At 48.1% G+C, this 23,611-nt stretch carries 23 protein-coding genes and 1 tRNA gene; 11 read left to right on the top strand and 13 right to left on the bottom strand.

Annotated features, from left to right (window positions below):
• Positions 1-201: 201 nt before the first annotated feature.
• Positions 202-2,019, bottom strand: a complete 1,818-nt coding sequence (typA, locus tag L336_RS00975; RefSeq protein ID WP_015641347.1) for a translational GTPase TypA — start codon at positions 2,017-2,019, stop codon at positions 202-204.
• Between the two features lie 67 nt (positions 2,020-2,086).
• Between typA and L336_RS00980 the strand changes: the two genes are divergently transcribed.
• Positions 2,087-4,420, top strand: a complete 2,334-nt coding sequence (locus L336_RS00980; protein WP_015641348.1) for an HAD-IC family P-type ATPase — start codon at positions 2,087-2,089, stop codon at positions 4,418-4,420.
• Positions 4,421-4,432: 12 nt separating this feature from the next.
• Here L336_RS00980 and L336_RS00985 read toward each other — a convergent pair.
• Positions 4,433-4,509, bottom strand: a tRNA-Ala gene (locus L336_RS00985).
• Between the two features lie 290 nt (positions 4,510-4,799).
• Between L336_RS00985 and L336_RS00990 the strand changes: the two genes are divergently transcribed.
• A complete protein-coding gene (locus L336_RS00990; protein ID WP_015641349.1) occupies positions 4,800-5,048 on the top strand; it encodes a CBU_0592 family membrane protein in 249 nt (82 codons plus the stop codon).
• 130 nt (positions 5,049-5,178) lie between these two features.
• Positions 5,179-5,499 (top strand): RNA recognition motif domain-containing protein, encoded by a 321-nt coding sequence (locus tag L336_RS00995; protein ID WP_015641350.1) that lies wholly within the window; start codon positions 5,179-5,181, stop codon positions 5,497-5,499.
• A 52-nt stretch (positions 5,500-5,551) separates the two neighbouring features.
• On the opposite strand, the gene L336_RS01000 is transcribed toward L336_RS00995, so the two are convergent.
• Together L336_RS01000 and L336_RS01005 are read right to left on the bottom strand one after the other, a co-directional pair.
• Positions 5,552-7,351 (bottom strand): ABC transporter ATP-binding protein, encoded by a 1,800-nt coding sequence (locus L336_RS01000; protein WP_015641351.1) that lies wholly within the window; start codon positions 7,349-7,351, stop codon positions 5,552-5,554.
• Positions 7,352-7,353: 2 nt separating this feature from the next.
• The gene (locus L336_RS01005) at positions 7,354-8,106 is read right to left on the bottom strand and encodes a hypothetical protein (protein ID WP_041191141.1); all 753 of its coding nucleotides are present in this window, start codon (positions 8,104-8,106) and stop codon (positions 7,354-7,356) included.
• A gap of 121 nt (positions 8,107-8,227) precedes the next feature.
• On the opposite strand from L336_RS01005, the gene nadE reads away from it, so the two are divergent.
• The 8 genes from nadE (at position 8,228) to L336_RS05480 (ending at position 15,686) form a co-directional block, all read left to right on the top strand.
• Complete coding sequence (gene nadE / locus L336_RS01010; RefSeq protein ID WP_015641353.1) at positions 8,228-9,031, top strand: ammonia-dependent NAD(+) synthetase; 804 nt, start codon at positions 8,228-8,230, stop codon at positions 9,029-9,031.
• Positions 9,032-9,092: 61 nt separating this feature from the next.
• Positions 9,093-9,770: an NUDIX hydrolase gene (locus L336_RS01015; protein ID WP_015641354.1), complete on the top strand. Its 678-nt coding sequence runs from the start codon at positions 9,093-9,095 to the stop codon at positions 9,768-9,770.
• Positions 9,771-9,955: 185 nt separating this feature from the next.
• Positions 9,956-10,675, top strand: a complete 720-nt coding sequence (gene pnuC / locus L336_RS01020; protein WP_015641355.1) for a nicotinamide riboside transporter PnuC — start codon at positions 9,956-9,958, stop codon at positions 10,673-10,675.
• A 1-nt stretch (position 10,676) separates the two neighbouring features.
• Positions 10,677-11,216: an AAA family ATPase gene (locus L336_RS01025; RefSeq protein WP_015641356.1), complete on the top strand. Its 540-nt coding sequence runs from the start codon at positions 10,677-10,679 to the stop codon at positions 11,214-11,216.
• On the top strand, positions 11,213-12,184 hold the full coding sequence (locus L336_RS01030; RefSeq protein ID WP_015641357.1) for an AAA family ATPase: 972 nt from the start codon (positions 11,213-11,215) through the stop codon (positions 12,182-12,184). The genes L336_RS01025 and L336_RS01030 overlap by 4 nt, the downstream gene beginning before the upstream one ends.
• A gap of 45 nt (positions 12,185-12,229) precedes the next feature.
• A complete protein-coding gene (locus L336_RS01035; protein ID WP_015641358.1) occupies positions 12,230-12,955 on the top strand; it encodes an isochorismatase family protein in 726 nt (241 codons plus the stop codon).
• Positions 12,956-12,957: 2 nt separating this feature from the next.
• A complete protein-coding gene (locus L336_RS01040; protein WP_015641359.1) occupies positions 12,958-14,190 on the top strand; it encodes a beta/alpha barrel domain-containing protein in 1,233 nt (410 codons plus the stop codon).
• Between the two features lie 11 nt (positions 14,191-14,201).
• Complete coding sequence (locus L336_RS05480) at positions 14,202-15,686, top strand: phosphotransferase (protein ID WP_160142752.1); 1,485 nt, start codon at positions 14,202-14,204, stop codon at positions 15,684-15,686.
• On the opposite strand, the gene L336_RS01050 is transcribed toward L336_RS05480, so the two are convergent.
• The 9 genes from L336_RS01050 to L336_RS01090 all read right to left on the bottom strand — a co-directional run bounded on the left by L336_RS01050 (position 15,619) and on the right by L336_RS01090 (position 23,599).
• A complete protein-coding gene (locus L336_RS01050; protein WP_015641361.1) occupies positions 15,619-16,191 on the bottom strand; it encodes a non-canonical purine NTP pyrophosphatase in 573 nt (190 codons plus the stop codon). The two genes, L336_RS05480 and L336_RS01050, sit on opposite strands and share 68 nt — an antisense overlap.
• Positions 16,188-16,931 carry an ABC transporter permease gene (locus tag L336_RS01055; protein ID WP_015641362.1) on the bottom strand — a complete coding sequence of 248 codons (744 nt, stop codon included), beginning with the start codon at positions 16,929-16,931 and terminating at the stop codon, positions 16,188-16,190. The genes L336_RS01050 and L336_RS01055 overlap by 4 nt, the downstream gene beginning before the upstream one ends.
• Positions 16,928-17,632, bottom strand: a complete 705-nt coding sequence (locus tag L336_RS01060; RefSeq protein WP_015641363.1) for an ABC transporter ATP-binding protein — start codon at positions 17,630-17,632, stop codon at positions 16,928-16,930. The genes L336_RS01055 and L336_RS01060 overlap by 4 nt, the downstream gene beginning before the upstream one ends.
• A 22-nt stretch (positions 17,633-17,654) precedes the next feature.
• Entirely contained in the window at positions 17,655-18,302 is a 648-nt protein-coding gene (locus L336_RS01065; RefSeq protein ID WP_015641364.1) for a hypothetical protein, read from the bottom strand.
• A gap of 184 nt (positions 18,303-18,486) precedes the next feature.
• On the bottom strand, positions 18,487-20,523 hold the full coding sequence (ligA, locus tag L336_RS01070; protein WP_015641365.1) for an NAD-dependent DNA ligase LigA: 2,037 nt from the start codon (positions 20,521-20,523) through the stop codon (positions 18,487-18,489).
• Positions 20,501-21,628 carry a hypothetical protein gene (locus tag L336_RS01075; protein ID WP_041191147.1) on the bottom strand — a complete coding sequence of 376 codons (1,128 nt, stop codon included), beginning with the start codon at positions 21,626-21,628 and terminating at the stop codon, positions 20,501-20,503. The genes ligA and L336_RS01075 overlap by 23 nt, the downstream gene beginning before the upstream one ends.
• Positions 21,625-22,506, bottom strand: a complete 882-nt coding sequence (locus tag L336_RS01080) for a M48 family metalloprotease (protein WP_015641367.1) — start codon at positions 22,504-22,506, stop codon at positions 21,625-21,627. Before L336_RS01080 ends, L336_RS01075 begins: the two co-directional genes overlap by 4 nt.
• A gap of 16 nt (positions 22,507-22,522) precedes the next feature.
• Positions 22,523-23,098 (bottom strand): LemA family protein, encoded by a 576-nt coding sequence (locus L336_RS01085; RefSeq protein ID WP_015641368.1) that lies wholly within the window; start codon positions 23,096-23,098, stop codon positions 22,523-22,525.
• 123 nt (positions 23,099-23,221) lie between these two features.
• Positions 23,222-23,599, bottom strand: coding sequence for a hypothetical protein (locus L336_RS01090; protein WP_128817256.1), 378 nt, complete (start codon positions 23,597-23,599; stop codon positions 23,222-23,224).
• Positions 23,600-23,611: the final 12 nt, after the last annotated feature.

A 23,611-nucleotide genomic window follows, 5' to 3' on the forward strand; every position in this document is an offset into this window, starting at 1 on the left:
AGATTCTGGCAAGGTATTTATGAAATGCAATGTTATCAACATAAATGCTTGTGTTTTTTGCTACCTCACTGTATATTAGCGACATACACGGTGGTAAACAAAAAAAGGGGATGTCATGAAGACAAAAAAGAAAATCTACGTTCAATACATTGGCTAGGGCCGTCTTGTCTTAGTAATATGGCCTACGCTATGAAGGAGCTACTATTTGTTAGCTCTTTTTCGTTCGTTTGGATCGAGTAATTTTTTGCGTAGCCGGAGGGATTTAGGAGTCACTTCGAGAAGCTCATCATTTTCGATAAAGTCGATACACTGTTCGAGACTCAATTCAGTAAAAGGCGTCAGTTGTACTGTGCCATCACTCGATTTACTGCGCATGTTTGTAAGATGCTTTGCCTTACAAACATTTATCTCTAGGTCTTCTTGGCGAGTATAGAGGCCGACAATTTGTCCAGCATACACTTCGACGGCCGGTCCCAGAAATAACTCGCCGCGAGACTCTGCGTTCTCTAGCGCGTAAGGTGTCGTCGTGCCTGTCTCAAAGGCGATCAAAACTCCCGATCTTGTTTGTGGCAACTTTCCGCCAAGCGGTTGATAACCATGAGGTAAGGAATTCATGACCACCGTCCCCTTGGTATCAGTAAGCAAAAGATTTCGTAGCCCGATCATAGCCCGTGTCGGCAAATGATACGTAAGTCTCGTCGTACCACTACTGGTCTGTTCCTGCTTGCTCAGTGCTGCTCGACGCGTACCTAGTTCTTGACTAACTACCCCGACAAATTCAGCGCCGACCTCAATCTGCAATTCTTCAATTGGCTCCTTCTCGACTCCATCTTCGGTGATTGTAACAACTTGGGGCCGCCCAACTTCAAACTCGTAGCCCTCACGCCGCATCGTCTCGATAAGCACAGACAGATGTAGCTCACCTCGCCCAGAAACGGTAAACCCAATTCCCTGCTCCTCAACACGCAGTGCAACATTCGTCTCTAGCTCTTTTTGTAGGCGATCGCCAATCTGACGACTGGTCGTGAACTCACCTTCCCTTCCCTTAAAGGGGCTGGTATTGGGACCCAGAAACATACTCAATGTCGGCGCTTCTATCGAGATGGTTGGCAACGCCTCAGGCTCATCCTTGTCAGCAATCGTATCGCCGATATGTGCACCAGACGCGCCAGTTACAGCAACAATATCGCCCGCGACCGCTTCGTCGATCTCTTCACGCAGCAGCCCACGGTAGCTAAAGAGCACGTCAATCCGTGCCGGAGAAGCAACGTCATTTTTGATAATAACGACGCTTTGCCCCTTTCGTGCCTTACCGCGTGAGATTTTCCCGATAGCATATTTCCCTAAGAAGGAATCGTATTGAAGCGCAGTGACGAGGAGTTGCAGCCCACCATCTTCACTCACGCGTGGTGCAGGAATATCATTTATAATTGCTTGAAATATTGGCTCTAAGTCAGCATGCTCACTAGGATTCTCCGGTACTCCTACCCAGGCCTTTCCTTCTCTCCCGATTGCATAATACACAGGATAGTGAAGCTGAGAGTCATCTGTTGCTAATTCCAAAAAGAGATTAGCAAGTTCATCTTCTACTTCGGCAATACGTCGTGCCGGCTTATCAATTTTATTTATAACAACAACAGGCTTGAGTCCCAACTCTAGTGCTTTGCTGAGCACAAATTTCGTCTGCGGCATGGGGCCTTCCTGCGAATCAACAATCAGTAGTACACCGTCGGCCATATTGAGGGTGCGCTCAACTTCACCGCTGAAATCGGCGTGACCAGGTGTATCGATAATGTTGATTTTGTACTCACCGTGATAAATTGACGTCTGTTTCGCCGTGATAGTGATACCGCGCTCATGTTCCTGATCGCCGCTGTCCATGATGAGTGTTTGGCTCATTTCTGCTTGATTATCACGAAATGTATTGCTCTGCTTGAGCAGGCCGTCAACAAGTGTTGTCTTACCATGGTCCACGTGGGCAATGATAGCAACGTTTCGAATCAATGAGGCATTTTTCATAAAAATATGGTCTGACTTCAGACCTTCCTAGTGTCCATCATAGCATAAATACGGTATCATAGAAAGCATGAACTCGAGTGAACTGATCGGAATCTTACGACGAAACATCCTCACGCCCGTAGTGCTTTCTATCTACGTACTAGCAGGTATTCTACTATTTCTCCACGAATACCGTGACGCGTGGTTTATGTCCTTTGTTATTACCCTCAATACGATTTTTGCTATTGTCCAGGAAATCAGAGCACGCCGAGCTCTGCATAAGCTTGAGCTAATGAACGCCCCCTTTGCTCGCATACCGCAACCAGACGGCACGCTCAAGCAGGTTCCCTACACCGATCTAACTGTTGGTACAACGATTGAGCTGCTGCCGGGTGATGAAGTGCCGGCAGATGGAGAGGTGATAGAATCTCGCGGGCTTGAAGTAAATGAGAGCATCCTCACCGGAGAATCACGTTCAATTGAAAAACCAATGAAATCCACCGTCTTAGCGTCGAGTTCTGTTGTCGCTGGTACTGCACTCGTCAGGGTCAGTGCTGTTGGCGTCGATACAAAAGCAGGTGTAATGACTTCACAACTTAAACAATACCGGCCAGAGCTCACGCCATTGCAGCAAATACTTGCTCGGCTCATCCTCTGGCTTACCTTTGGAGCAATGGCTGTGATCCTATTTATATGGCTTGCCTATTGGCTTGCGGGCTATTCTACAACTGTTATATTTAAGACAATCACTAGCGCAGGAATTACGATTATTCCCGAAGGTCTCATCCTCGCAAGCACATTGCTGCTCGCATTTGGTTCGCTCAAACTTGCTCGCGCTAATGTTCTTCCCCAAAAACTGTCTGCTATCGAGGCTATGGCTCTTCTTAAGGTCCTTTGCGTTGACAAGACAGGCACTCTCACGAGTGATGCAATCGAGTTTGATCGAGTTGAGGCTTTCGAAGATGAGACAGACGCTCTCCAAAAAAAGGTTGGCGTAGCAGCAAGTCTCATTGGCGGAGGGAACGCGACAAGCGATGCCATCACAACCGCTTTGGCTACGGCGGCTCATGCAACTGCGCTTGACACGCTCGCGTTTTCGTCGGAGCGCAAATTAAGCGCCGTTCGCTATCGTCTCGACGGCCAAACGCACACGATAATGCTTGGTGCACCGGAGTTTGTTGCTGCCTATGCACCGATCAGCCACACCCAGAAACAGCTCATTGAACGCTATGCATCTGAGGGACTGAGGGTACTCCTCGTTGCGTCATTCGACGACAAAAAAACTCCCCTAAAAACGTTGCCACAGAAAAGTGGTCTGCCACTAGGCCTTATCATTTTACGCAATCAATTGCGTGAAGGCGTCAAAACCACTGTTTCCTTCCTGCAAAAGCGAGGTGTCAGTATCCGCGTCATTAGTGGTGATAATCCTGATACCGTGCGCTACATCGCCAGGAGCGCTGGAATTATTAACACTGACGCAACCATTACCGGTGCGGACTTAGAGAAGTTATCAAAAAAACAGTGGGACAAAACCATTCTTAACACGACGATTTTTGCTCGTGTACTCCCTGAACAAAAAGAAGCACTCATCGACACATTTAAACGACATGGCCTCTATACAGGCATGGTGGGCGATGGAGTCAATGATGCTCTGGCATTAAAGAAAGCCGATCTCGGCGTTGCTATGTTTGCAGGAGCGGCCGCAAGCCGACGTGTCGCCGATATTATCCTTCTCAATAATTCATTCAACTCACTTCCTATCGGTATGCGACTAGGAAATCGTATTATGCAAGCAATCGAACTCGTTTCACTGCTGTTTTTTCACAAGATTCTCTATGGACTCGTCGTGCTATTTCTCACGATTGCTCTCTCGCTACAATATCCCTTTGCACCCCGACACAATACCTTTATGAATATTTTTATGGTCAGTTTGCCGACACTCATGTGGACATTTTTCCCTCCTCAACCGCTTCACCGCGTCAATCCAAAACGTTTCTGGCAAGATACTTTTTGGCCTATTCTACCAATTTCGCTCATCTCGGGTATTGCCGTTACGGCTGGATATGCCTACGCTATGGATATCCTCAAGCTTGATTATATGACGTCGGGAACCATCGCAGTCATCATGGCAACCGCCATTGCTATTAGTCTCGTATTTCAGTCAAGTCGTATGCTCGGAGTCAAGATAACTCGTCGCACAGCCAGTGCACGATTATTTTACGTTGTTTGGGCATCACTGGTGGTATTCCTAGCATTCGGCTTCCAGTTCTCGCGCAGCTTCTTTGACTTCAACCATCCCGCTTCTAACCGACTCCACGAACTCTGGCCCATACTCTTAGTGCTCACTATCACGCTACTAGTGCATTACTTGTTTGCACGCCTTGCGGGTACCCGCATACGAAAAGACAATACGGCAATGTAATTTCATTCTCTCTGGTGGAGCATATCGGATTCGAACCGATCGCCTCTTCCATGCCATGGAAGCGCTCTAGCCAAATGAGCTAATGCCCCTTATCGGGAGGGTACTGCCCTCCACTTCGCTCTCGAAATTAATTCGAGATCTCGCTCCACCCGCTAAACCCAGTACTTCGTACTGGTGCTGCTAGCGTTGGACATTTTCTATCATAACAAAACACCCCTCTTCCGAGAAGTGTTTTGTTGCTGCTACGCGCCCACCCGGGGCACGGTGTTGGTGAAGCTGTTTGTTTTTTCAATCGCAACGGGCACCCCGTATGCGTACCAGCATCTTCATAGTATGCTACCGACCAGGAAAAAGCGCAAGCATGATATAGTAAACAGAGATGAAAAAAACTCGTAACTCTATTATCCTTGATGCAATCGGCTGGGCTGGGACAGTGCTCGTCATTGGCGGCTATGGCGCCTACGCAATCGGGCTCATTTCTGACGTAGTTATCTATCATATTTTCAATCTGTTTGGATCAATCGGCGTACTGGTACTCTCGACATATCGCCGAATTTGGCAACCGGTTGTTATCAATGGCTGTTTTGCCCTATTTGCCTTAATTGCCATTATTCGTCATTACCTCTAGCCAAATAACAACAAATGTGCTTAACTAGAGGTGTTCAGAACTATGTACACGTCATCAGTAAAGAGTCTTTTCTTTCTTGTACCGGTACCTAGGGTCGATCTGACTCATTATTAACTACAAGAGAGAAGAAATGGCAAAAGCAAATCTTTTCGTCGGCAGTCTTGCTTACGCAACCACTGACGACAGCCTCAACGCTTTCTTTGCAACAGTTGGTCCTGTTGTTAGCGCTCGTGTTATCACTGACCGTGATAGCGGACGCAGCAAAGGCTTTGGCTTTGTCGAATTCGAGAACGAAGACGACAACCAAAAAGCTATCGACCAGCTTAACGGCAAAGAGCTTGACGGCCGAACTATCGCTATCAGCGTTGCTCGTCCAAAGGAAGATCGCCCACGCGGCGGTAACTTTGGCGGCAACAACGACGGCAACTCATTCCGTCAGCGTAGCTGGTAAATGCAGTGAAATAAAAACGATCGCTACCATTATGGCGGCGATCGTTTTTTTGTTATCTCAGCTGATCTTTAAACATACGAAAGTATTCGCCCTTCAGCGCAACTAATTCCTGGTGCGTGCCCGATTCGGCAATTCGCCCATCCTTCATCATATAGATAACGTCAGCTCGCTCGATAGTGCTAAGTCGATGGCTGATCATGATAAGCGTATGTTGTTTATCTTTAAATAGATGCGAGAAAATCCGTGACTCTGCCAGTGCATCAATAGCACTGGTTGGTTCATCCAAAATAACAATCGGACTCTGACGATAGAAGTTACGTGCCAGAGCCAGTCGCTGCCATTGTCCTCCCGACAAATCAACACCAGGTGTGCCGTCATCGTGCTCGAGCCACTTATCGAGATTTGTGAGGTCACCCTTAGGTAGTTTCTCAACGAACGAACGTGCCTCGGCTCGATCGAGGGCTTGTCGATAGCGCGCCTGGTTGAAATCACTGTCGATATCACCAAATCGTACATTGTCACGTGCATTTGTGTACCAATACTGGACAAAGTCTTGGTGTAGTACGCCGAGTTGTCGATGCCAGTCAGTCTTTTTTATCTCTCTTAGGTCGACACCATCTATTGTTATGGCTCCTCTCGACGGTTCATAGAGACCCAATAGGAGCTTAATCAACGTCGATTTACCAGCACCATTTTCACCGACAATCGCAATATGCTGATGACGTTTGATGGAAAGTGAAATGTCGTGCAGCACTTCTTGCTCGGCATTTGGGTACGCAAACCAAACATTTTCTACCGAAATGATTTTCGGGGAAACCGTGAGTGATGTCCGCCCCTGCTCTCCTGTCGGAATTGCCATAAACGCATCGTAGTCGAAAAGAGTGGCAAGATCTTCATCCATACTACTGTATTGGTTAATGAGAGAACCGACACTCGAAAGTGCTCGCGTCACCAGCGACTGCGCATACACAAATTGACCAATCGGCTGCCGTCTCGCAATAATCTCACCAACAATGTAGAGAAGGATACCAAGTTCGGCCGCCGCTTCAAAGAGCTGAGCGCCAAGCCGCTTAGTAATATACTTGCGTTCATAATCAATTTGTCCTTTTTTGTCGATATCACGCAAACGAGCATGCCATGCAATCAAGTGTGAAACAATGCCGTACATACGAAGTTCGGCAAAGTTTTTTGCCTGAAAAGAACTCCATCGAATCTGGCTCATCCGCCGCCTCGTCTCCACATTTTTCTTCCAGTGCGCTGATGATAGTCGAGACAATGCTAATTGCACCCACATACTGGGGATGACGGCAACGAGAATTACCGCACCCAACCACACGTTGATGGTGGTCAGGGCAATCATAGCGATGATCGCCTGTATGATTGACGATATCATCTGAGCGATGGTATCGAAAAAACGCGAGAAAAAGTACGCAAAGTTTTGCGCTTTGTCAAATAAGTCTGCTGTCGACTTGTCATCATAGCGCCAAAACTCAATTCGTGAAAAATGCAGATGAAGTTGATCACTTACCGCCGCGTCAATTTGATAACGTGCCAATTCGGCGATATAACGTTCGATGCTACTCCATGCAACCTGTACCATACCGATAGCCGCAGTGATGATGACGTAGGTTGTTGCCATTTCCGCACTGCCCGCTTTGCCCGCAAATGCATCAGCCAGCGCCGTTGTCGACAGTGCCGCAAAATACGCAGTCACAATCGGCAAAATTGCATCAATTAGTGCATTAAGTAATTTTACAAAGACGGCCAGTGGTGCAGCACGATATGTTGTCTTGGCAACACGCCACAATGCAACGAGCTTTTTTTGTACTGATAGTTCAACCACCGCCGGCACTACTAAGCCCCTTGCGTTTGGCTGGTTTTTTGTGAAGACGTACGTGTTGCAAGTTGTCTCTGTCGATAATATTCAGGCAGCACCACCCCGACCAGCGCAACAGCCAGCAGAACAGCAAAGCCGCACATAATCGATGGGATGCCCTTGATTGTGGCGGGGTCGACAATATTTACGGCCGTAGTAGGCACGATAAACACGAGATAGCCGGCTGCCAGACCTCTGAGCGCACGACTGATATGAGGAGCCGAGGCTTTCTTTGCGTGTGATAAACAATAGAACGTTCCAGCCAATAGCCAGCCATAGTAGTAGAACGCGTACCAGCCAATCGCCATGGGAGCAGACTGGAAAATAACATAATTACCCAAGCATGCGCTTGAAGAAATGCCGTGTCCTGTCAAAGCAAAGAATCCAGCAAAGAGTGCGGCGGATCCATAGGCGGCCATCAGCATCGTACGATTACGACGTCCGGCAATGCGTGACGCAAGATGAAAGCCGAGTGGTGGTAACAAAGTAATTGCAACATAGCCTATGCGTGCCCACGATAAGCTATCGACCCCAAAGCTTCCTTCACATATGTTGTACTCAGCAAGTTGAAATACGGCAAGGAAGAATAAGATCGCGATAGAAAGCTTTGAAACAGCATCAAGTGTGTAGCGCCACCCTACATACAGTGCGAGCCCTATCTCGATCATAAATGTTGCTAGCATCACTGGTGGCGAAAAGCATGACATTTGCAGTGGTTTGTAGTATCGCATGTGCCTATCATAGCAAATCTCTCCTTTTACGCACAGCAATCGTAATTGGTGTACTATTGACACTAAATTTTCTGTCTCGTATATTTAGTGTATAAAGTACACTAAATGAAAGCAGGTTATCATGCGCGAACGACAACATGAAATTATCGAGAAGCTCGGTGTCAAACCAATAATAGATCCACGCGAAGAAGTAGAACAACGTACCCACCTCCTTGCCAGCTATTTGCGCGAGCATCACAGAGCCGGATACACACTAGGCATATCAGGTGGGCAGGATTCACTTCTCGTGGGGCTACTCGCGCAGCGGGCGGTCATGCTCAATCGAACCCTTGGCTATGACTCGACATTTTCGGCAATACTACTCCCCTATGGCACACAGGCCGATAGAGCTGATGCGCTGCTAGCAATTGATACGATCAAGCCTGATCATACTATCGATTTTAATATTGCCTCCGTTGTGGACGCGTTTGTATCCTCATATGATGCCGCAAGTGGGGAATCATTGACCGATTTTCACAAAGGAAACGTCAAAGCGCGAACTCGGATGATGGCACAATATGCAGTTGCCGGCATGCATGATCAAGTCGTACTCAGTACAGACCATGCCGCTGAAGCCTTGGTTGGATTCTTTACAAAATTTGGTGATGGTGCCGCCGATGTCGCTCCTATCGCCACGCTCAATAAACGTCAAGGTAGACAAGTGCTACGCTTCCTTGATGTACCCGAGGTATTTATTACAAAAGTGCCGACTGCTGACCTGCTCGATGCTACTCCTTCTCAGCCAGACGAAGTTGAACTAGGAATGACCTACGAAGATTTCGATGATTATCTCGAAGGTTTTGAAGTTCCCGAAGAGAAAGCTATTGCTATTGAGCGCAGGCATGCTGCCATCTTGCACAAGCTCGAGCCAATTGTGAGGTTTTAGTCAATTATGTCGGATTGTTGAGTGCCTTTTCAAACGATCTATTGTATTGTAGACTTAGTGTATGAAGTACAGTAGCCCCTATGTCCCACCTACACTGACCGTTGACGCTGTTATATTTCAACTTCACGGTGATAAACTAGAGGTTCTCCTCACCCAGCGTGAAAGCGATCCTTTCAAGGGGGAGTGGGCACTACCGGGTGGATACAATGCTGTCGGCAGCACTACCATTGAGGCACTTACTGAAATTGTTTTGCGCAAGACGGGCGTTGATCTCGACAACGATCTCGCTTATATCGAACAGCTCTATACGTTTGACACGGTCGCTCGCGATCCGAGAGGACATGCCGTATCTGTTACCTATATGGGCTGTAGTCGAGCTATCACCCTCGGTACCGGCAGCCAGCATGCTGAGTTTTTTCCCGTCGATAGGCTTCCCAATCTCGCCTATGACCATGCGAGCATCATCACCTATGCCCAGGAACGTCTCGCAGCAAAGCTCACCTATACCAATGCCGTGTCGGGGTTACTCGACAAGAAGTTTACGCTTTCCCAGCTGCAAACAGCATATGAGGCGGTGATGGGACGCTTGCTCGATAAACGAAACTTCCGCAAAAAGTTTCTCACGCTCAATCTCATTCATGAGACGCCAGATACCTGGCGAGATGGTGCGCATCGCCCAGCAAAGTTATATGCATTCAATTCGTCAAGCCTTGAGGTTCTTTCTCGAAGTTTCGACTAGCTAACACATAACATACACACCATCTCAATTCCCTATGCAAAACAGTGTGGCCAGAAAACACACAATAGGGTAAATGGGTTCATATTCTGACAAATTGTTGAATAGCGTTGACAATACACTATTCGCTTGGTAGACTGAAATTAGTTAGTGTAATATGTACAATTAGTACGGGAAGGAACACTCCAATGAAAAAACTATTAACCACTAGTCGGGTCAGCAATACGCGAGATATCGCGGAAAGTGTATTTATAGGAGTTATCCTGACTACGCTTTCCTATGTCGTAGGTCTAAACGCCGGATGGGTTTCAAGTCTTAATCTGCTCGAGATTTTTGCCGTTTTTACCTCCTACTCAAGCACTTATCTCTGCGTAAAAGAGCGACGCGCAAATTACCCGATCGGCGCTATCAGTACGGCCGCGTATATGCTACTGTTTCTGCAAAATGGGCTACTTGCCAGCGCCATTCTCAATGCTTATCTCACCCCCACGCTCATCTATGGGTGGATCAGGTGGCGCAAAGACAAGCAAACACGACCTGTCACCCACGTGCAACTTCAGTGGATACCTGTCTATCTAGCCGTAGCTGGTGTCGGCTACGCTGGAGCAGCACTCATCAGTCAACAATTTGGCGGCACTATGGCATGGACGGATTCGATGATTTTGGCTGCTACCATTCTGGCTCAATTTTTGCTTGACAACAAAAAGCTAGAAAACTGGGTTGTATGGGCCGTTGTCAATGTGTTTGCTATCTATACCTACGCCACCACTGGACTACCACTTGTCGCCTTCCAATATGTGTTTTTCCTCCTCAACACAGTGTATGGATTTATGATGTGGCAACGGAGTAAAAAGATAACCGACACTCTACCGACTCACGCTGATACCGGCGTTCCCATGGAGGCATAGCATGAAACCATTTACCGTTACCATCATTGGCGCAGAGTCCACCGGCAAAACGAGTCTTTCTCGCCAGCTTGCCGATACAATGGATGGTGACTGGGTTCCTGAATTCGCCCGCCCCTACCTTGAAGTTACCGACGGCATCACAAATATCAGCTCGATGCTCGCAATATGGCAAGGGCAACTAGCACTGCAACACGTTGCCACACAGTCGCCGCGACCGTACGTTATCCTCGACACCGATCTCTATGCAACTGTTGGTTACTGGAAGCTCCCGCAGAGCAAATCGTATCTTGGCGCATGTCCTGAAAAACTTATAGAAGACGCCGCATTATACCAATCAAACCTTTATCTCGTCACGCAAAGTAACATTCCCTTTGAGCCAGATGCGCTACGCTATGGCGGCGACAAACGAGAAAGCACAGATGAGTATTGGATACGACTCTGCAAAAGCTATCAACTACCCTACCATGTTATATCGGCAGCTAACCGTGATGAGCGCTTAGCTGAAGCAATTGGCATCATAAACGAAAGGAGTGCACAATGAAAGGTCTTGTTATCGGAAAGTTTTACCCACCTCACCTTGGGCACAACTACCTTATCGATACCGCCCTCAAGAACTGTGAGTCTGTCGACGTGCTCGTCGTTGATAACCCGGCATATCACATTGCTGCCGAGAAGCGACGCGAGTGGCTTCAGGCTCGCCACCCTACTGCCCACGTTACCATTATCCCTGATATCAATAATGACGATGACTCGGTGGCGTGGGCCGCACATACGATGCAGTTTCTCGGCTACAAACCTGATGTTGTCTATAGCTCCGAAGACTATGGTGACCCATGGGCGCGGTATATGGGTGCGCAAAGTATCGTTGTCGACAAAGCACGTACTGCCGTACCAATTTCAGGCACAAAAGTTCGTGAGGATATGCTTGCTTCCTGGCAGTATCTTTCGGACGAGACAAAGGCCGGACTAGCACTTCGCATCGTCATCGTCGGTGCCGAGTCAACTGGTACAACGACTCTGTCGAGAGACCTAGCCGCCGCGCTCAACGCACCGTGGGCACCCGAGATTGGTAGATACTACACCGAATCGATTTTGACGACCGACAAAGCATGGTGCGACGATGACTTTTATCGAATCGGTAAATTACAACAAAACTACGAGGCGGAAATGGCAAAACGCAGTGACGGCGTTGTCGTGTGTGATACCAATGCGGTCGCGACAGAACTCTGGCAACGCCGCTATATGGGGCGTACTACGAAGGCCATGCACGCTATTGCCGCCCAGGATAAAGCTGATCTTTATATTATTACCGGCGATGAAATCCCGTTTGTACAAGATGGTATCCGCGACGGTGAGCACATCAGACATCGCATGCACCAATGGTTTATCGGCCATATCAAAAAAACAGGAATCCCTTACATCATTGTTTCTGGAACGCGAAGGCAACGTCTCCGCAAAGCCCATCAAGTCTCGAAAAAAATGATACGAGAGAAAAAAGTTATTTTTTAATAAAAAATTAGTGTTCAAATCACACTAATATATAAAGGAGTTGTTATGAAAACAAGTAAAGAAACGAGCAGGATATATGGCGAAGTAGTCGCCATCAATGTTGACTTACAAAATGACTTTTGTCCGGGCGGAAGCCTCGCTGTTGAGGACGGAGATCGAGTGATCGAGCCGATAAATAGGCTCAGTGCTTGGGTGCGAGAACACGGCGGTATGGTCGTCGACACCGCCGATGAACATCCGAAAGTAACAAATCATTTCGCTGAGTATGGGGGGACATGGCCGGTCCACTGTGTCGTAGATACCCCAGGTGCCGCCCTACACCGCAATCTGACCATCGAACCATCAGATGCCCTAGCCCGAAAAGGTGTAGCGCCTAACGACGCGGGGTACTCAGGCTATGACGCTGTCTTAAAACCACGTGCTACCGTGCCCAACGATATCGTCAGTGATCTCCCAGAAGAGGAACAGACGGTCGGCAGATTCCTGGAAAGAGTGGTGCGAGTTAACCGTAGTCTTGGTTCAAGGACACTTATCCTCCTCACAGGACTGGCTGGTGACTACTGCGTATCGGCAACGGGACGACCCATCCTTGAGAAGCTCCCATCAGAATGGACAGACCTCATCTGGGTGAGTGATGCGATTCGGAGCGTCAATCAAGAAAATGGTGAGATTGAAAAACAAGCCTCGATTGAAGCAGGTGCCTTGGTTATGACAACGGAAGAAATCTTAGCCGGAGGCATTGTCATTGATCGTGGGCGCCTGGAGAACTAGCCATGGAACGTCTCCTCAACCTTCAAGACCAATATAAGTTCCCGATGGGACAGTTTATCTATGAACAAGAACCCGCTGCAGAAGTAACCTTCAAAATGGTGAATCGCAAGGCAAAAAGTGGTATGCGCATCGCAGATTATGTTTCGGTTCAAGAGCTACAAGAATATTACGATAGCCTGCGCAGCCTCCGTTATACGCCCGAGGAGCTGGCGATCATCGAACGACAGGAGGGCAAGGACTACACACCTGAATTCCTTGGGTACTTAGCCGCATTCCGTTTACCGGAAATTGAGGTCTCAATTGATCCAGCGACGAATGATTTGACCGCCGTCACAAGCGGAAAGTGGAATGACGTTTCACAAGCTGAGATTCCAATCCTCAAAGCCATCCCCACACTCTACTACCCTCGTTATCTTGCCGATCACGGCATAAGTAAACGTGAGTGGTTTCGTGGCGGCGATGAGCGTGGCACAGAGTTTATCAACTATATAACGTCGAGTGGCGCAGCTACGGCCGAGTTCGGCACACGACGCGCAGCATCGAGTGAATGGCAGGATCACATGGTAGGACGTATGGTCGAGGAATGCCCTGGGCAATTTATCGGCACCTCAAATCCCTGGCTCGCAGCCAAATATGGGGTCAAAGAAGTGGGCACAAACGCCCACGAGCTAGGATCGGTCTTTGGCGCACTTGAGGGTAGCCGCGGCGGAAATCCACTCGATGGCCAAGTACGCCTGTTTCGCGAATGGATGACGCGCTTCCCGATGATGCGGGCTGCGCTTATCGACACGTTTACAAGTGATGTCGCCCTTCATGACATGGACCGAACCCTATACGAGCAGACTGAGCTCTATCGTATAGACTCTGGGGTAGAAGAAAAAATTGGTCAAAAAGTTATTGCGATGCTCGAACGTGTCGGTATCGATCCAACGACACGCACCCTCATGTTTACCAATAGTTTGAGCGGTAAACGTGTCGCGGAACTACAGCACCTATTTGGCGGGCAAACGCGTGTTGCCTTTGGCGTTGGCGGTGGCTCAACTAACAATATGCCCTATACTCCCGGTCTCAATATCGTCTGTAAGGCCGTCGAGGTAAATAGCATAGGCACAGTAAAGTTAAGTGACGATGATGGAAAACACATGGGCAATCCGGCCGATGTCGACCGTTACCTAACTCTGTGTGCACAGCGACTCGCCGAACCTGCTGCATGGGACATGACGAGTGCGCTATGATAAAAGAGACTATGCCAAAACAGCCAATGTTCCCCACCGACGAGGAAAAGAGTCGCTTTAGACAGCTCGGCTACGAGCTAGATTCGCACGGAAGACCGCTCCATCCATGGCGCGATCGTCTTCCGCACCTAGCGGAAGGAAAGGGCTTCTTCTACCATTGGGGACCAAACTATACTGTAGATCCGGTCGTTATTTCCCAGACAACAACACCCCGCCTCCTCCTCATCCAAAGGGGCGATACGGGACGATGGGCGTTTCCTGGCGGATTTTTAGAGACAAATGAAGACATCCATACTGCAGGGCTGCGAGAACTCCAGGAAGAAACCGGCCTTGCACAGGTTGACTCATCGGGGAGAGTGGTCTATACGGGCGTCGTCAACGATCGACGCGCGACACTCCATGCCTGGCCCGAAACGTCGGCAATTTTATGGCGCACTCATACAGCCTATCCAGTACAGGCAGGAGATGATGCAGAGCACGCCGAGTGGGTTCCACTTTGCCACGCGCGAACACTGCTTGCCGATAGTTCGCATGGCGATATCCTCGCCGAAGCAATAAAAACTCACGGTAGTCTTCATGAAAAAGTAGAGTATTACGCCGATCAAAGCATTATTCGTGATGCGCAGGGCGGTCATATGGCATATAGCCGCGTAATCATCAGCCCGCCCGAAGGAGTGCCAATCTTTGTTAAGCATCACAACAAAAACACGATCACTGATGATATCCGGGCAGATCATTTACGTCGATATCTCAAAAAGGAATATGCTGTTTATAAGCACCTTGAGACCCACGGTGTACCTGTACCAAACGACGTTATGCTGATCGACGACCATACGCTGCTAATGGAAGCGCTTGATCCCAATAGCGGCTGGTATTGGCGGGCACCGGGTGCACCTCATAAACGCGAAGCTTATATCGAAGATATTTTGCGCAGTCTCACGACAGTAGCGTCGACTCCCCCTGTGGACACTGCGGATATCGCATCGAGCTACACCACCCTACACCAGGAGGGGTGGAACGTGTACCCCGACCATCAACAGATGATTAGGGAGAAGTTAGCAGCATCACAAATCGACGGGAGCAATGAGCTCATAGCAGCACTCGATACTATCTACGCGCGATACTCAGCCCAGCATCCTCCAGAGCTTACCGCTTTTTGTCACCATGACTTTCGTCAATCTAACGTTGCCTGGCATCCAGCGCACGGTACCAAGATTGTTGACTGGAGTTGGGCTGATCGCGGGCCACGACTGGCCGATACAACCAGTTTTCTTATCGATCTCTACAAGTCCGGTCATGAGATTAGCCGCTATCAAGAATATGTTGATGAGTATCATGCACTCGTGCTGATCGGTTTTTGGCTCGAACACAGCATATGGCCGCCAGCACCATCAAATCATCTGGTTCGTGAGCAACAACTCGCCTCGGCTATTGCTGCATTTCGTCTGCTTGAAGAGATTCGACAAACTTCCGTACCTGAGAAAACGGCTTCATGAGTTGTGCATATGTCCGCTCGTTTTCCTCTTGGCTCATCTCAGCACGTGTAATATCATAGCCTTCGTTGATGAAAAATCTATCAAACCCAAATCCGTTGTCACCCCTAGGAGAGTCTGAGATTGTACCCGGGAGCTCACTGTCAAAGAACATCATATGCTCACCATCAAAGTAGCCAAATGTGCACCGAATTACTGCGCCACGATCTTCAAATCCATCAAGCATCCGACAACATGCTTCCTCACCTGCGTGTTCCACAAACCATTTTATGTATGGCCCCGGTAGGTCACCTAGTGCATTAAACGATAGACTTACATCCTCGACCAAGACAGGGCGCCTGACAAACGCATAGGCTTGACGAAGTTTGTGCTCAACAATACTATGGAGGTCTGTCGACTGTAGTTCATCAAGATTTACTTTTTGATACTCGAGCGAAATGCCGAGCTGTCGAGATAAATAGTCCGCTTTATGCTGGTTTCCTGTGATGAATACTGGGAGCTTGCTCATTTTGTCTTTCTCTTTAGCGTCATGCCGGCCACCAGGAGTGCACAAACGATAAATGCGGCTACCGCCCATACATCACGCCACATTTCTGCCGATATATCGGTATTCTTCACTACTCCATTAAGGGCATCTACTGCATATGTTAGTGGCAAATAGTAGGCAATGGTTTCGAGTGTATCGGGTAGTTTATCGAGCGGGACAAAAAGTCCGCAGACAAGGATTTGAGGAAAAATAAGGGCCGGCATGAATTGCACCGCCTGAAACTCAGTTCGAGCAAATGCGCTCACAAATAGGCCAAGTGCTACACCCAGTAACGTATCAAGTAGCGCAACTACTACCACAAACCACTGAGGTCCAACCACATTGAGCCCAAGCCAGTATATCGCGACACTGCTCGTAATGAGCGACTGAATTGCACCAAACAACCCAAATGCTATGGCATATCCGATAATAATATCAAGCTTACCGGCCGGCATAGCCAGGAGACGTTCCATTGTGCCAGTGATACGCTCCCTCAGCGTCGTGATACTTGTTACAAGAAACATAACCGTAAAAGGAAATATCCCTAGTAGTGCCGGACCAAAAAGATTAAACATTTTTGAATTATCGCTAAATATCCAATACAGCAGCGACATCAGGAGTGTTGGCGCCAAAAACATGAGAGCGATTGTTCGCTTGTCATGCCATAATTGCTCAATGATTCGCCATGCTGTTGCAAGAGTTACCCTCAAATGGTAGATCATTTTTGCTCCTCAATCATTGCGACAAAGGCGTCGCCAACGGTCGATTTTTTTGTTCTGACGAGAAGTGCTTTTTTGCTATCGTTCCATAGCATTTCGCCTGCCCGCAATAAGACTAACTCATCGCAGCGTTCTGCCTCATCCATGACATGACTCGAAATGAGAAGTGTCTTTCCCTTTTTGGCGAGTTTATCAAACAACTGCCACAGATCGTTTCTTAAAATGGGGTCCAGGCCAACGGTTGGTTCATCAAGGACGAGAAGATCGGGATTACCGATCAATGCGACTGCTAAGTTTACACGAGCCCGCTGCCCACCTGACAAATTGTCGACAAGACGTTTGCGATAGCGTGTCATATCTACCTCTTTAAGCACACGCTCAACCTCATGCGCATGAGCACCACTCACCCGCGCAAAATAGCGCAGGTTCTGTTCAACCGTGAGATCACCATATACTGCAGGGGCTTGCGTCGCATAGCCAATCCTTGATCGTAGTAACGCATTCCCAGCAGGAATACCAAATACCATGAGAGATCCCCGATACCGCTGAACACCAACTATCACTCTCATCAGGGTTGTTTTGCCGCTGCCACTTGGTCCCACAAGACCAATGAGTTTACCCGGGGGAATAGAGAAGGTTACATTATGAATAATTTTCTGATTATTTCGACTGACCAGCAGACCGCTAGCAACTATTGCATCCATATGACCATTGTATCACTCAATATCACCTCCTGCTTATCCGTATTGCTTCATCCAGAAACAGGAGTCCGGCATGTGTAGAGAGGGGTGAGTGGGGAGTTTTTGGAACAATAGAAATTGGTATGTTTCCCATACCTGCTGCATCGAGATTACTTCTTATTTCGGCAGGTGGAAAGAGTATGTCGTGCTCACCGCTCACAATATGGATTGGAATGCCATCAAGAAACAACTCCTTGACCGGGTCCAAAATACGACATACTAGCCCGGCCTCATATTGTGCTCTTGCCTTGCTCGTGCCAGGTTTTATAGTGCGGATCAAAAAAGCATGGTTAAACAAAAGTCGAAGATCTGTAAAAAGTGACGTTATTTGATGAAGGAAGTTATGATTAACTCGACGCTGCAGCTCACTATACGGAGAAGGAGACCGTGTATATTCATGGGTATTCAGGCCCAAAGGTTGAAGCAGAATCAGCTGCTCCACGTTGTCGCGCATTTTTTGCAGATAAAGAGCCACTCCCCCGGCCGCCTGTGACTCGGCAATAATTGAAGCAGGCTGGCCGTATCGTCGCGTCAATTCGTCAACCATCGTCGCGGTATATCTCACAATAAAATCTGGAACGTCCGAACCATCCTTGTTTGCAAACCAATGCGGCGCGCCTGGTATCACCGCCACGCCCGGCGGGCAGCTTTTTGTAACCCACTACGCCAGCCTGCCTACCTGCGCAGTCCCGAGGAACAACCAGGTGGTCACTGTGCTGGCACCAGCACTACAATATATCGTAACCGGAATTATCTGCTGGTGATAAGAAAAATCAACTTCGATTGTGGAATATTGTCGAGCAAGGTGACTTTTTTTATTACTTATCAATGAGCGCGAGGAATGCCGTTTCATCAATAACCTTCGTACCATACGACTGAGCCTTTTTCAGTTTACTTGCACCAACCTTACCTCCGACAACCAGGTAATCTGTATCTTTACCGACTGTTGTCTGAAAGGTGCCGCCTAATGTCCGTATAAGATCAGCCGCCTCGTCACGTCCCATTGAAGTAAGCGTACCAGTCACAACAAATGACATATTTATCAACTTTCCTGATTTTTCTTCGTAGAAAGGAGTGACATCGTACTGCTCAAACTTAGAAAGTAGTAATTCGTTATCTTCATCAGCAAACCATGCGGCAACACTCTCGGCTACCACATCGCCGACGCCATCAACTGAGCGCAGCTGGTTAATCGTAGCATAGCGAAGTGCATCCAGTGATTTAAACTGCTTTACCAAATCAATCGCCGTTTGCACGCCGACATGCCTGATGCCAAGGCCAAAGACGAAGCGTTCAAGTGGCGGCTTTTTTGACGCAGCAATTGCGTTAATCATTTTTTGTGCAGAAATAGCCGCAAATCGTTCGAGTCCCAGTAGTTGCTCGTACGTCAACCGATAGATGTCTGCGATGTCGTTTACAAGCTCGGCATCGACAAGCGCTTCGACATTTTTTTCACCCAGCGTTTCGATATCAAGTGCGCCCTTACTTGCAAAATGTTGCAACGATCGTTTGAGAATCAGTGGTCCTGTCAAGCCTTTTGCCCGATAGACTACCTCGCCTTCTTGTCGCTCAAACTCCAATTCAGGATACTGCCTAGCAAGCTCACGTTCATACTCAAAGGGCGCTACATTATTGGGACGAAGCTCCACGAGCACCTGTTGTACCTGCGGAATAATATCTCCTGCCTTATAAATCACCACCGTATCTCCAATGCGTACATCGAGTCGTGCAATCTCGTCGGCATTGTGCAGACTCGCATGTTGTACCGTTGTGCCGGCAATTTGTACGGGATCAAAGACAGCCACAGGCGTCGCTGCGCCAGTACGACCAATCGAAATAACGATATCCTTTACAATAGTTGTTGTCTCCTCGGCTGCGAACTTATACGCGATTGCTGCTCGAGGTGTTTTACCCACTATACCCAGTCTCGCAAACTCGGTACGATTATTGACCTTAATGACGGCACCGTCTGTGTTAAAGGGCAGGCCTGATCGAATCTTATCTAGATGGCGTACATACTCCATGATTTCTGCTACGCCGCGAACCACTCTTGTCTGTTTACTTGTTGTTATCCCTAACTCCATGAGCATCGCGTAACCAAATGCAATTGTTGGCGTGTCAGCCAAATCATCACGAATAATGTCATACCCCACGAAATTAAGTGGTCGTTCGGCGACTAGCTTTGGATCAAGTTGCCGAATGGTACCTGCTGCCAAGTTGCGTGGATTTTTGTAAAGTGGCTCACCGCTTCGTTCACGCGCTCTATTAAGCATTTCAAAATCTTCTTTAAACATGACGATTTCGCCACGAATCTCGGTACGGCCTCTCAAAAAATGAGCAAACTTTTGATTTGCTCTCAGCCGTAGTGGCACATTATTTATCGTACGGACATTTGCCGTTACGTCTTCGCCAACTCGACTATCACCTCGCGTTACTGCCTGCACCAATACTCCGTCTTGGTATATCAGCGCAGAAGCCAACCCATCCATTTTTATGTCGCAGAGAAATTCATCACCGACTGTAGGTAAGACGCGTTTCATACGAGCAACCCACGCGATAACTTCGTCGCGGTCAAACACATCAGCGAGACTTATCATTGGTGTCTGGTGAGTGACCTTTGAAAATGAATCGAGTGCTGTCCCGGCGACACGTTGCGTTGGGCTATCGGCTGTAATAAGCTCCGGGTACCAATCTTCAAGTTGAGACAACTCGTGCTTCAAGCTATCGGCTGCCGCTTCACTCAAAATTGACTCATCAAGAACGTGATAGTGGTACCGATAATCATTGATTAGCTCGCGCAGTTTTTCGACCCGAATCCGCGCCTCAGCAAGCTTAGGCTGGTTTTGTATCGTCATCAATAATCCTCCGATAGAGTAAATACACGTAGCTACTGCACCACACGACCGTCCATGCAAACATACACGCGATAACTATCGGTACAGCTGGCACAAATACCCACCATGTCCAAACATGAGATGCCCAGGTGCTCAACTGAATAAGGGGAATTGCGACAATCAGCCAAAGCAGCGCTATAAGTAGCATCATCCACAGCAGACGAAATAAGATGCGGAGTCGCCTTCCCGTCACGAGATCACCTGCGACTTTTACTGCCCTGAGCGGATACATCCCCGGCAGAGTAACGACAACTAATGCGAGAAAGGTCGAGGTAAGCCAGTAGAGCGAGAGGGCAATAAGTAGTGTGGCAAATATCGTAAATATCATCATACTAAGCCCTGAAGAAAGTGCTCCCACCATCGCTAGTGCGGCATACAGTACGATGACAAATCCGATTGGTAACAACTGAATGAGTGCGAGAAATACAAGCATGAGTGTTGCTATAAATGGTGCACCCGCCGAGTATAGGCCGTCTCGCAATTTTGGCTTTCGTCCCGCCAATCGTTCTCTGAGTAGCCATACCGTCGTTAGCCATACAAAGAGAAGAGCAATCATGAGATAGATTTGCTGATCAACCGAGAGACTGGTCGGACCGGTCAATACCGTTCCTGCCAATATTAGCCCCGCTCTGCCGTATGACCCAAACATTTCTCCGATCGAACCGGCGTTTTCGATGGTTTTGGAAATATTTGTGAAGGCGTCTTGACTCGTTACTCCGCTAAAGATAAATATAATCATTCCATAAAAGAGCGTGAGGAGCATAAAGATTTTCCAATTTTGGCGAAGTGTTTTTGTCACGATATGGGTAAATACACTGTAGCTCGGTAATGGCAATGATCTTATGTAATCGCGGCGACGAGTCCGACGGAAACTACGATGAGGGCGACGATTCAAGAACGACCCAATCCGTATCATGAGGTGCTCAAAGTATTTCTTGAGTCCACGTGGGTTAGGCAATGATGTCAAGCGTCGAGTAGTTGTCTTTTTGCTGGGTTGCGGCTTTTTCGAAGAAACTTTGGGGCGACGCGTCTTAACGGCCTGCACAGAGGCTTTTTTGCTTTTCACCACTTGTGCATATCCTTCTTGAGACGAGCTATCCTTGCCTCGAGAGGAGGGTGCGTACTAAAAAGCTGGGCGATGAGACCCGGCTTCAACGGATTAGAAAAAAACAAGTGAGCAGTCGAGGTGCTTTGACGACGCATCGGTTGACCATATTCCATAAGTTTTTCGAGCGCGCTTGCCAACCCCTCAGGATCACGTGTTGAAAACACTCCTGTGGCGTCGGCCAGATATTCGCGCTGGCGGCTGATCGCCATCTGGATCATCGCGGCAATAAGCGGTGATATAAGTATCAGCACAAAGCCAATCACATAAAACAGTGGGCTGTTTGCGTTGTCTTCGCGGTCGTCTCCCCCAAACCACATCAGGCGAAATGCCATGTCCGACAAGAGGCCGATAGCACTCACCAAACCAAACGCAATCATGCTAACACGTATATCGTAGTTGCGCACATGACCCATCTCGTGAGCAATCACCGCCGTCAGCTCGCGGTTGTCCATGATCTCGAGTAATCCTGTTGTTGCCGCCACTACTGCATGTTCGGGATCACGACCAGTCGCGAACGCATTTGGTGAAGGGTCATCGATAAGACATACTTTTGGCATTGGCATGCCTGTGGTGATCGATAGATTTTCGACAGTACGCCATAGACGAGGACTGTCTGCTTTGGTGATTTCCCGCGCACCAGTTGTTACGAGCGCTAGCTTATCGGCAATGACGTACTGAATCAATGCGTATACACCAGCAACAACGAGTACACCAATTCCTATACTTGACTGTCCATTGATTGCACCCACGAGCCACCCAATAGCACCCACAAATCCAACGAATACCGTCATAATCATGACGGTATTTCGTTTGTTTGCTGCGATTGCCTTATACATGAATTGCTAGTCGAGACTAGAACTTGACTTCAACGGGTTTCTCAACAGCTGCGCGATCCTCGACCTCAAAGAACTCGCGTTGCTTGAAACCAAGCATACCTGCAATCGTATTTGCCGGGAACATCTGAATCTTAGTGTTGAGGCTGCTAACACCACCATTGTAGAAGCGTCGTGCTGCCTGTATCTTATCCTCGGTATCAACCAGCTCGTTTTGCAGTTGGAGGAAGTTTTCATTTGCCTTGAGCTGAGGATAGTTCTCTGCTACCGCAAAAAGGCTCTTGAGAGCACCCTCGAATTGATTTTCTGCTTGAGCAGTTGCTTTTGGCCCCTGAGAGCTGGCATTGACAACGTTTGCCCTGGCTTCGGTGACATTTTCAAATACTTGTTTCTCGTGCGCTGCGTAGCCTTTAACCGCCTCTACAAGATTTGGAATAAGGTCGGTACGCCGCTTAAGCTGGACGGTGATATCGCTCCACGCTTCATCGACACGTACTTTGAGTTTGACAAGACCGTTGTACGTTGCCCAAACAAAGAGGACAAGCAAAACAACCACACCGCCCACGATGAGTAAGGTTACTGTTACTGGATCCATGAGTTCTTTTACCCTTTCTTTCTCTACTTTTACTGTCTACAGTATACCACTCGCCGCGCTAAAAGAATAGCTCAACCTATCATGACATCCTAGCAGGACAAAGACTGTCTAGTATTTGTTGAATTAATTACCCGACTCCGCGTCTAAAGCATGACGGTGTCTCACATACTCTTCGATCGTCTGGGCGTCAGAAAATACTAGATAATATTCCCGCCTGTATGCTTCTTGAACACTAAGGGGTTCGTCACCCGTCAGGTCTCTTGTTGTGTCTTTTTTCGAATATAGTTGAGCAAACCTCACATAATCAAATGATTCCTTATTGGGGTTGGCTGCTATTGCCTCAGCGATCGCCTCTGCAATTGTTCGATCTTGCTCTGCAAGCGTAGCCGCCATAAGTGATTCGTGAGTAGGGCCAGGTACAAATCCATCGGGCACAAGGTTATTTGTGCTGTCATGCTTGGGTGGTGAAAATTCCGTACCGTTCATTTTACTTATCTCCATTTCTATTATAAC

Source organism: Candidatus Saccharimonas aalborgensis (assembly GCF_000392435.1).
Classification (GTDB): domain Bacteria; phylum Patescibacteriota; class Saccharimonadia; order Saccharimonadales; family Saccharimonadaceae; genus Saccharimonas; species Saccharimonas aalborgensis.

Bases quoted from the DNA above. Each gene is read 5' to 3' on its own strand.
- L336_RS01025 (WP_015641356.1), top strand. From the start codon at position 10,677: ATGAAACCATTTACCGTTACCATCATTGGCGCAGAGTCCACCGGCAAA.
- L336_RS01080 (WP_015641367.1), bottom strand. From the start codon at position 22,506: ATGTATAAGGCAATCGCAGCAAACAAACGAAATACCGTCATGATTATG.
- L336_RS01040 (WP_015641359.1), top strand. From the start codon at position 12,958: ATGGAACGTCTCCTCAACCTTCAAGACCAATATAAGTTCCCGATGGGA.
- L336_RS01015 (WP_015641354.1), top strand. From the start codon at position 9,093: ATGAAGTACAGTAGCCCCTATGTCCCACCTACACTGACCGTTGACGCT.
- L336_RS00995 (WP_015641350.1), top strand. From the start codon at position 5,179: ATGGCAAAAGCAAATCTTTTCGTCGGCAGTCTTGCTTACGCAACCACT.
- L336_RS05480 (WP_160142752.1), top strand. From the start codon at position 14,202: ATGCCAAAACAGCCAATGTTCCCCACCGACGAGGAAAAGAGTCGCTTT.
- L336_RS01050 (WP_015641361.1), bottom strand. From the start codon at position 16,191: ATGAGCAAGCTCCCAGTATTCATCACAGGAAACCAGCATAAAGCGGAC.
- L336_RS00990 (WP_015641349.1), top strand. From the start codon at position 4,800: ATGAAAAAAACTCGTAACTCTATTATCCTTGATGCAATCGGCTGGGCT.
- ligA (WP_015641365.1), bottom strand. From the start codon at position 20,523: ATGACGATACAAAACCAGCCTAAGCTTGCTGAGGCGCGGATTCGGGTC.
- nadE (WP_015641353.1), top strand. From the start codon at position 8,228: ATGCGCGAACGACAACATGAAATTATCGAGAAGCTCGGTGTCAAACCA.
- L336_RS01055 (WP_015641362.1), bottom strand. From the start codon at position 16,931: ATGATCTACCATTTGAGGGTAACTCTTGCAACAGCATGGCGAATCATT.
- L336_RS01035 (WP_015641358.1), top strand. From the start codon at position 12,230: ATGAAAACAAGTAAAGAAACGAGCAGGATATATGGCGAAGTAGTCGCC.
- L336_RS01030 (WP_015641357.1), top strand. From the start codon at position 11,213: ATGAAAGGTCTTGTTATCGGAAAGTTTTACCCACCTCACCTTGGGCAC.
- typA (WP_015641347.1), bottom strand. From the start codon at position 2,019: ATGAAAAATGCCTCATTGATTCGAAACGTTGCTATCATTGCCCACGTG.
- L336_RS01090 (WP_128817256.1), bottom strand. From the start codon at position 23,599: ATGGAGATAAGTAAAATGAACGGTACGGAATTTTCACCACCCAAGCAT.
- L336_RS00980 (WP_015641348.1), top strand. From the start codon at position 2,087: ATGAACTCGAGTGAACTGATCGGAATCTTACGACGAAACATCCTCACG.
- L336_RS01005 (WP_041191141.1), bottom strand. From the start codon at position 8,106: ATGCGATACTACAAACCACTGCAAATGTCATGCTTTTCGCCACCAGTG.
- L336_RS01060 (WP_015641363.1), bottom strand. From the start codon at position 17,632: ATGGATGCAATAGTTGCTAGCGGTCTGCTGGTCAGTCGAAATAATCAG.
- pnuC (WP_015641355.1), top strand. From the start codon at position 9,956: ATGAAAAAACTATTAACCACTAGTCGGGTCAGCAATACGCGAGATATC.
- L336_RS01085 (WP_015641368.1), bottom strand. From the start codon at position 23,098: ATGGATCCAGTAACAGTAACCTTACTCATCGTGGGCGGTGTGGTTGTT.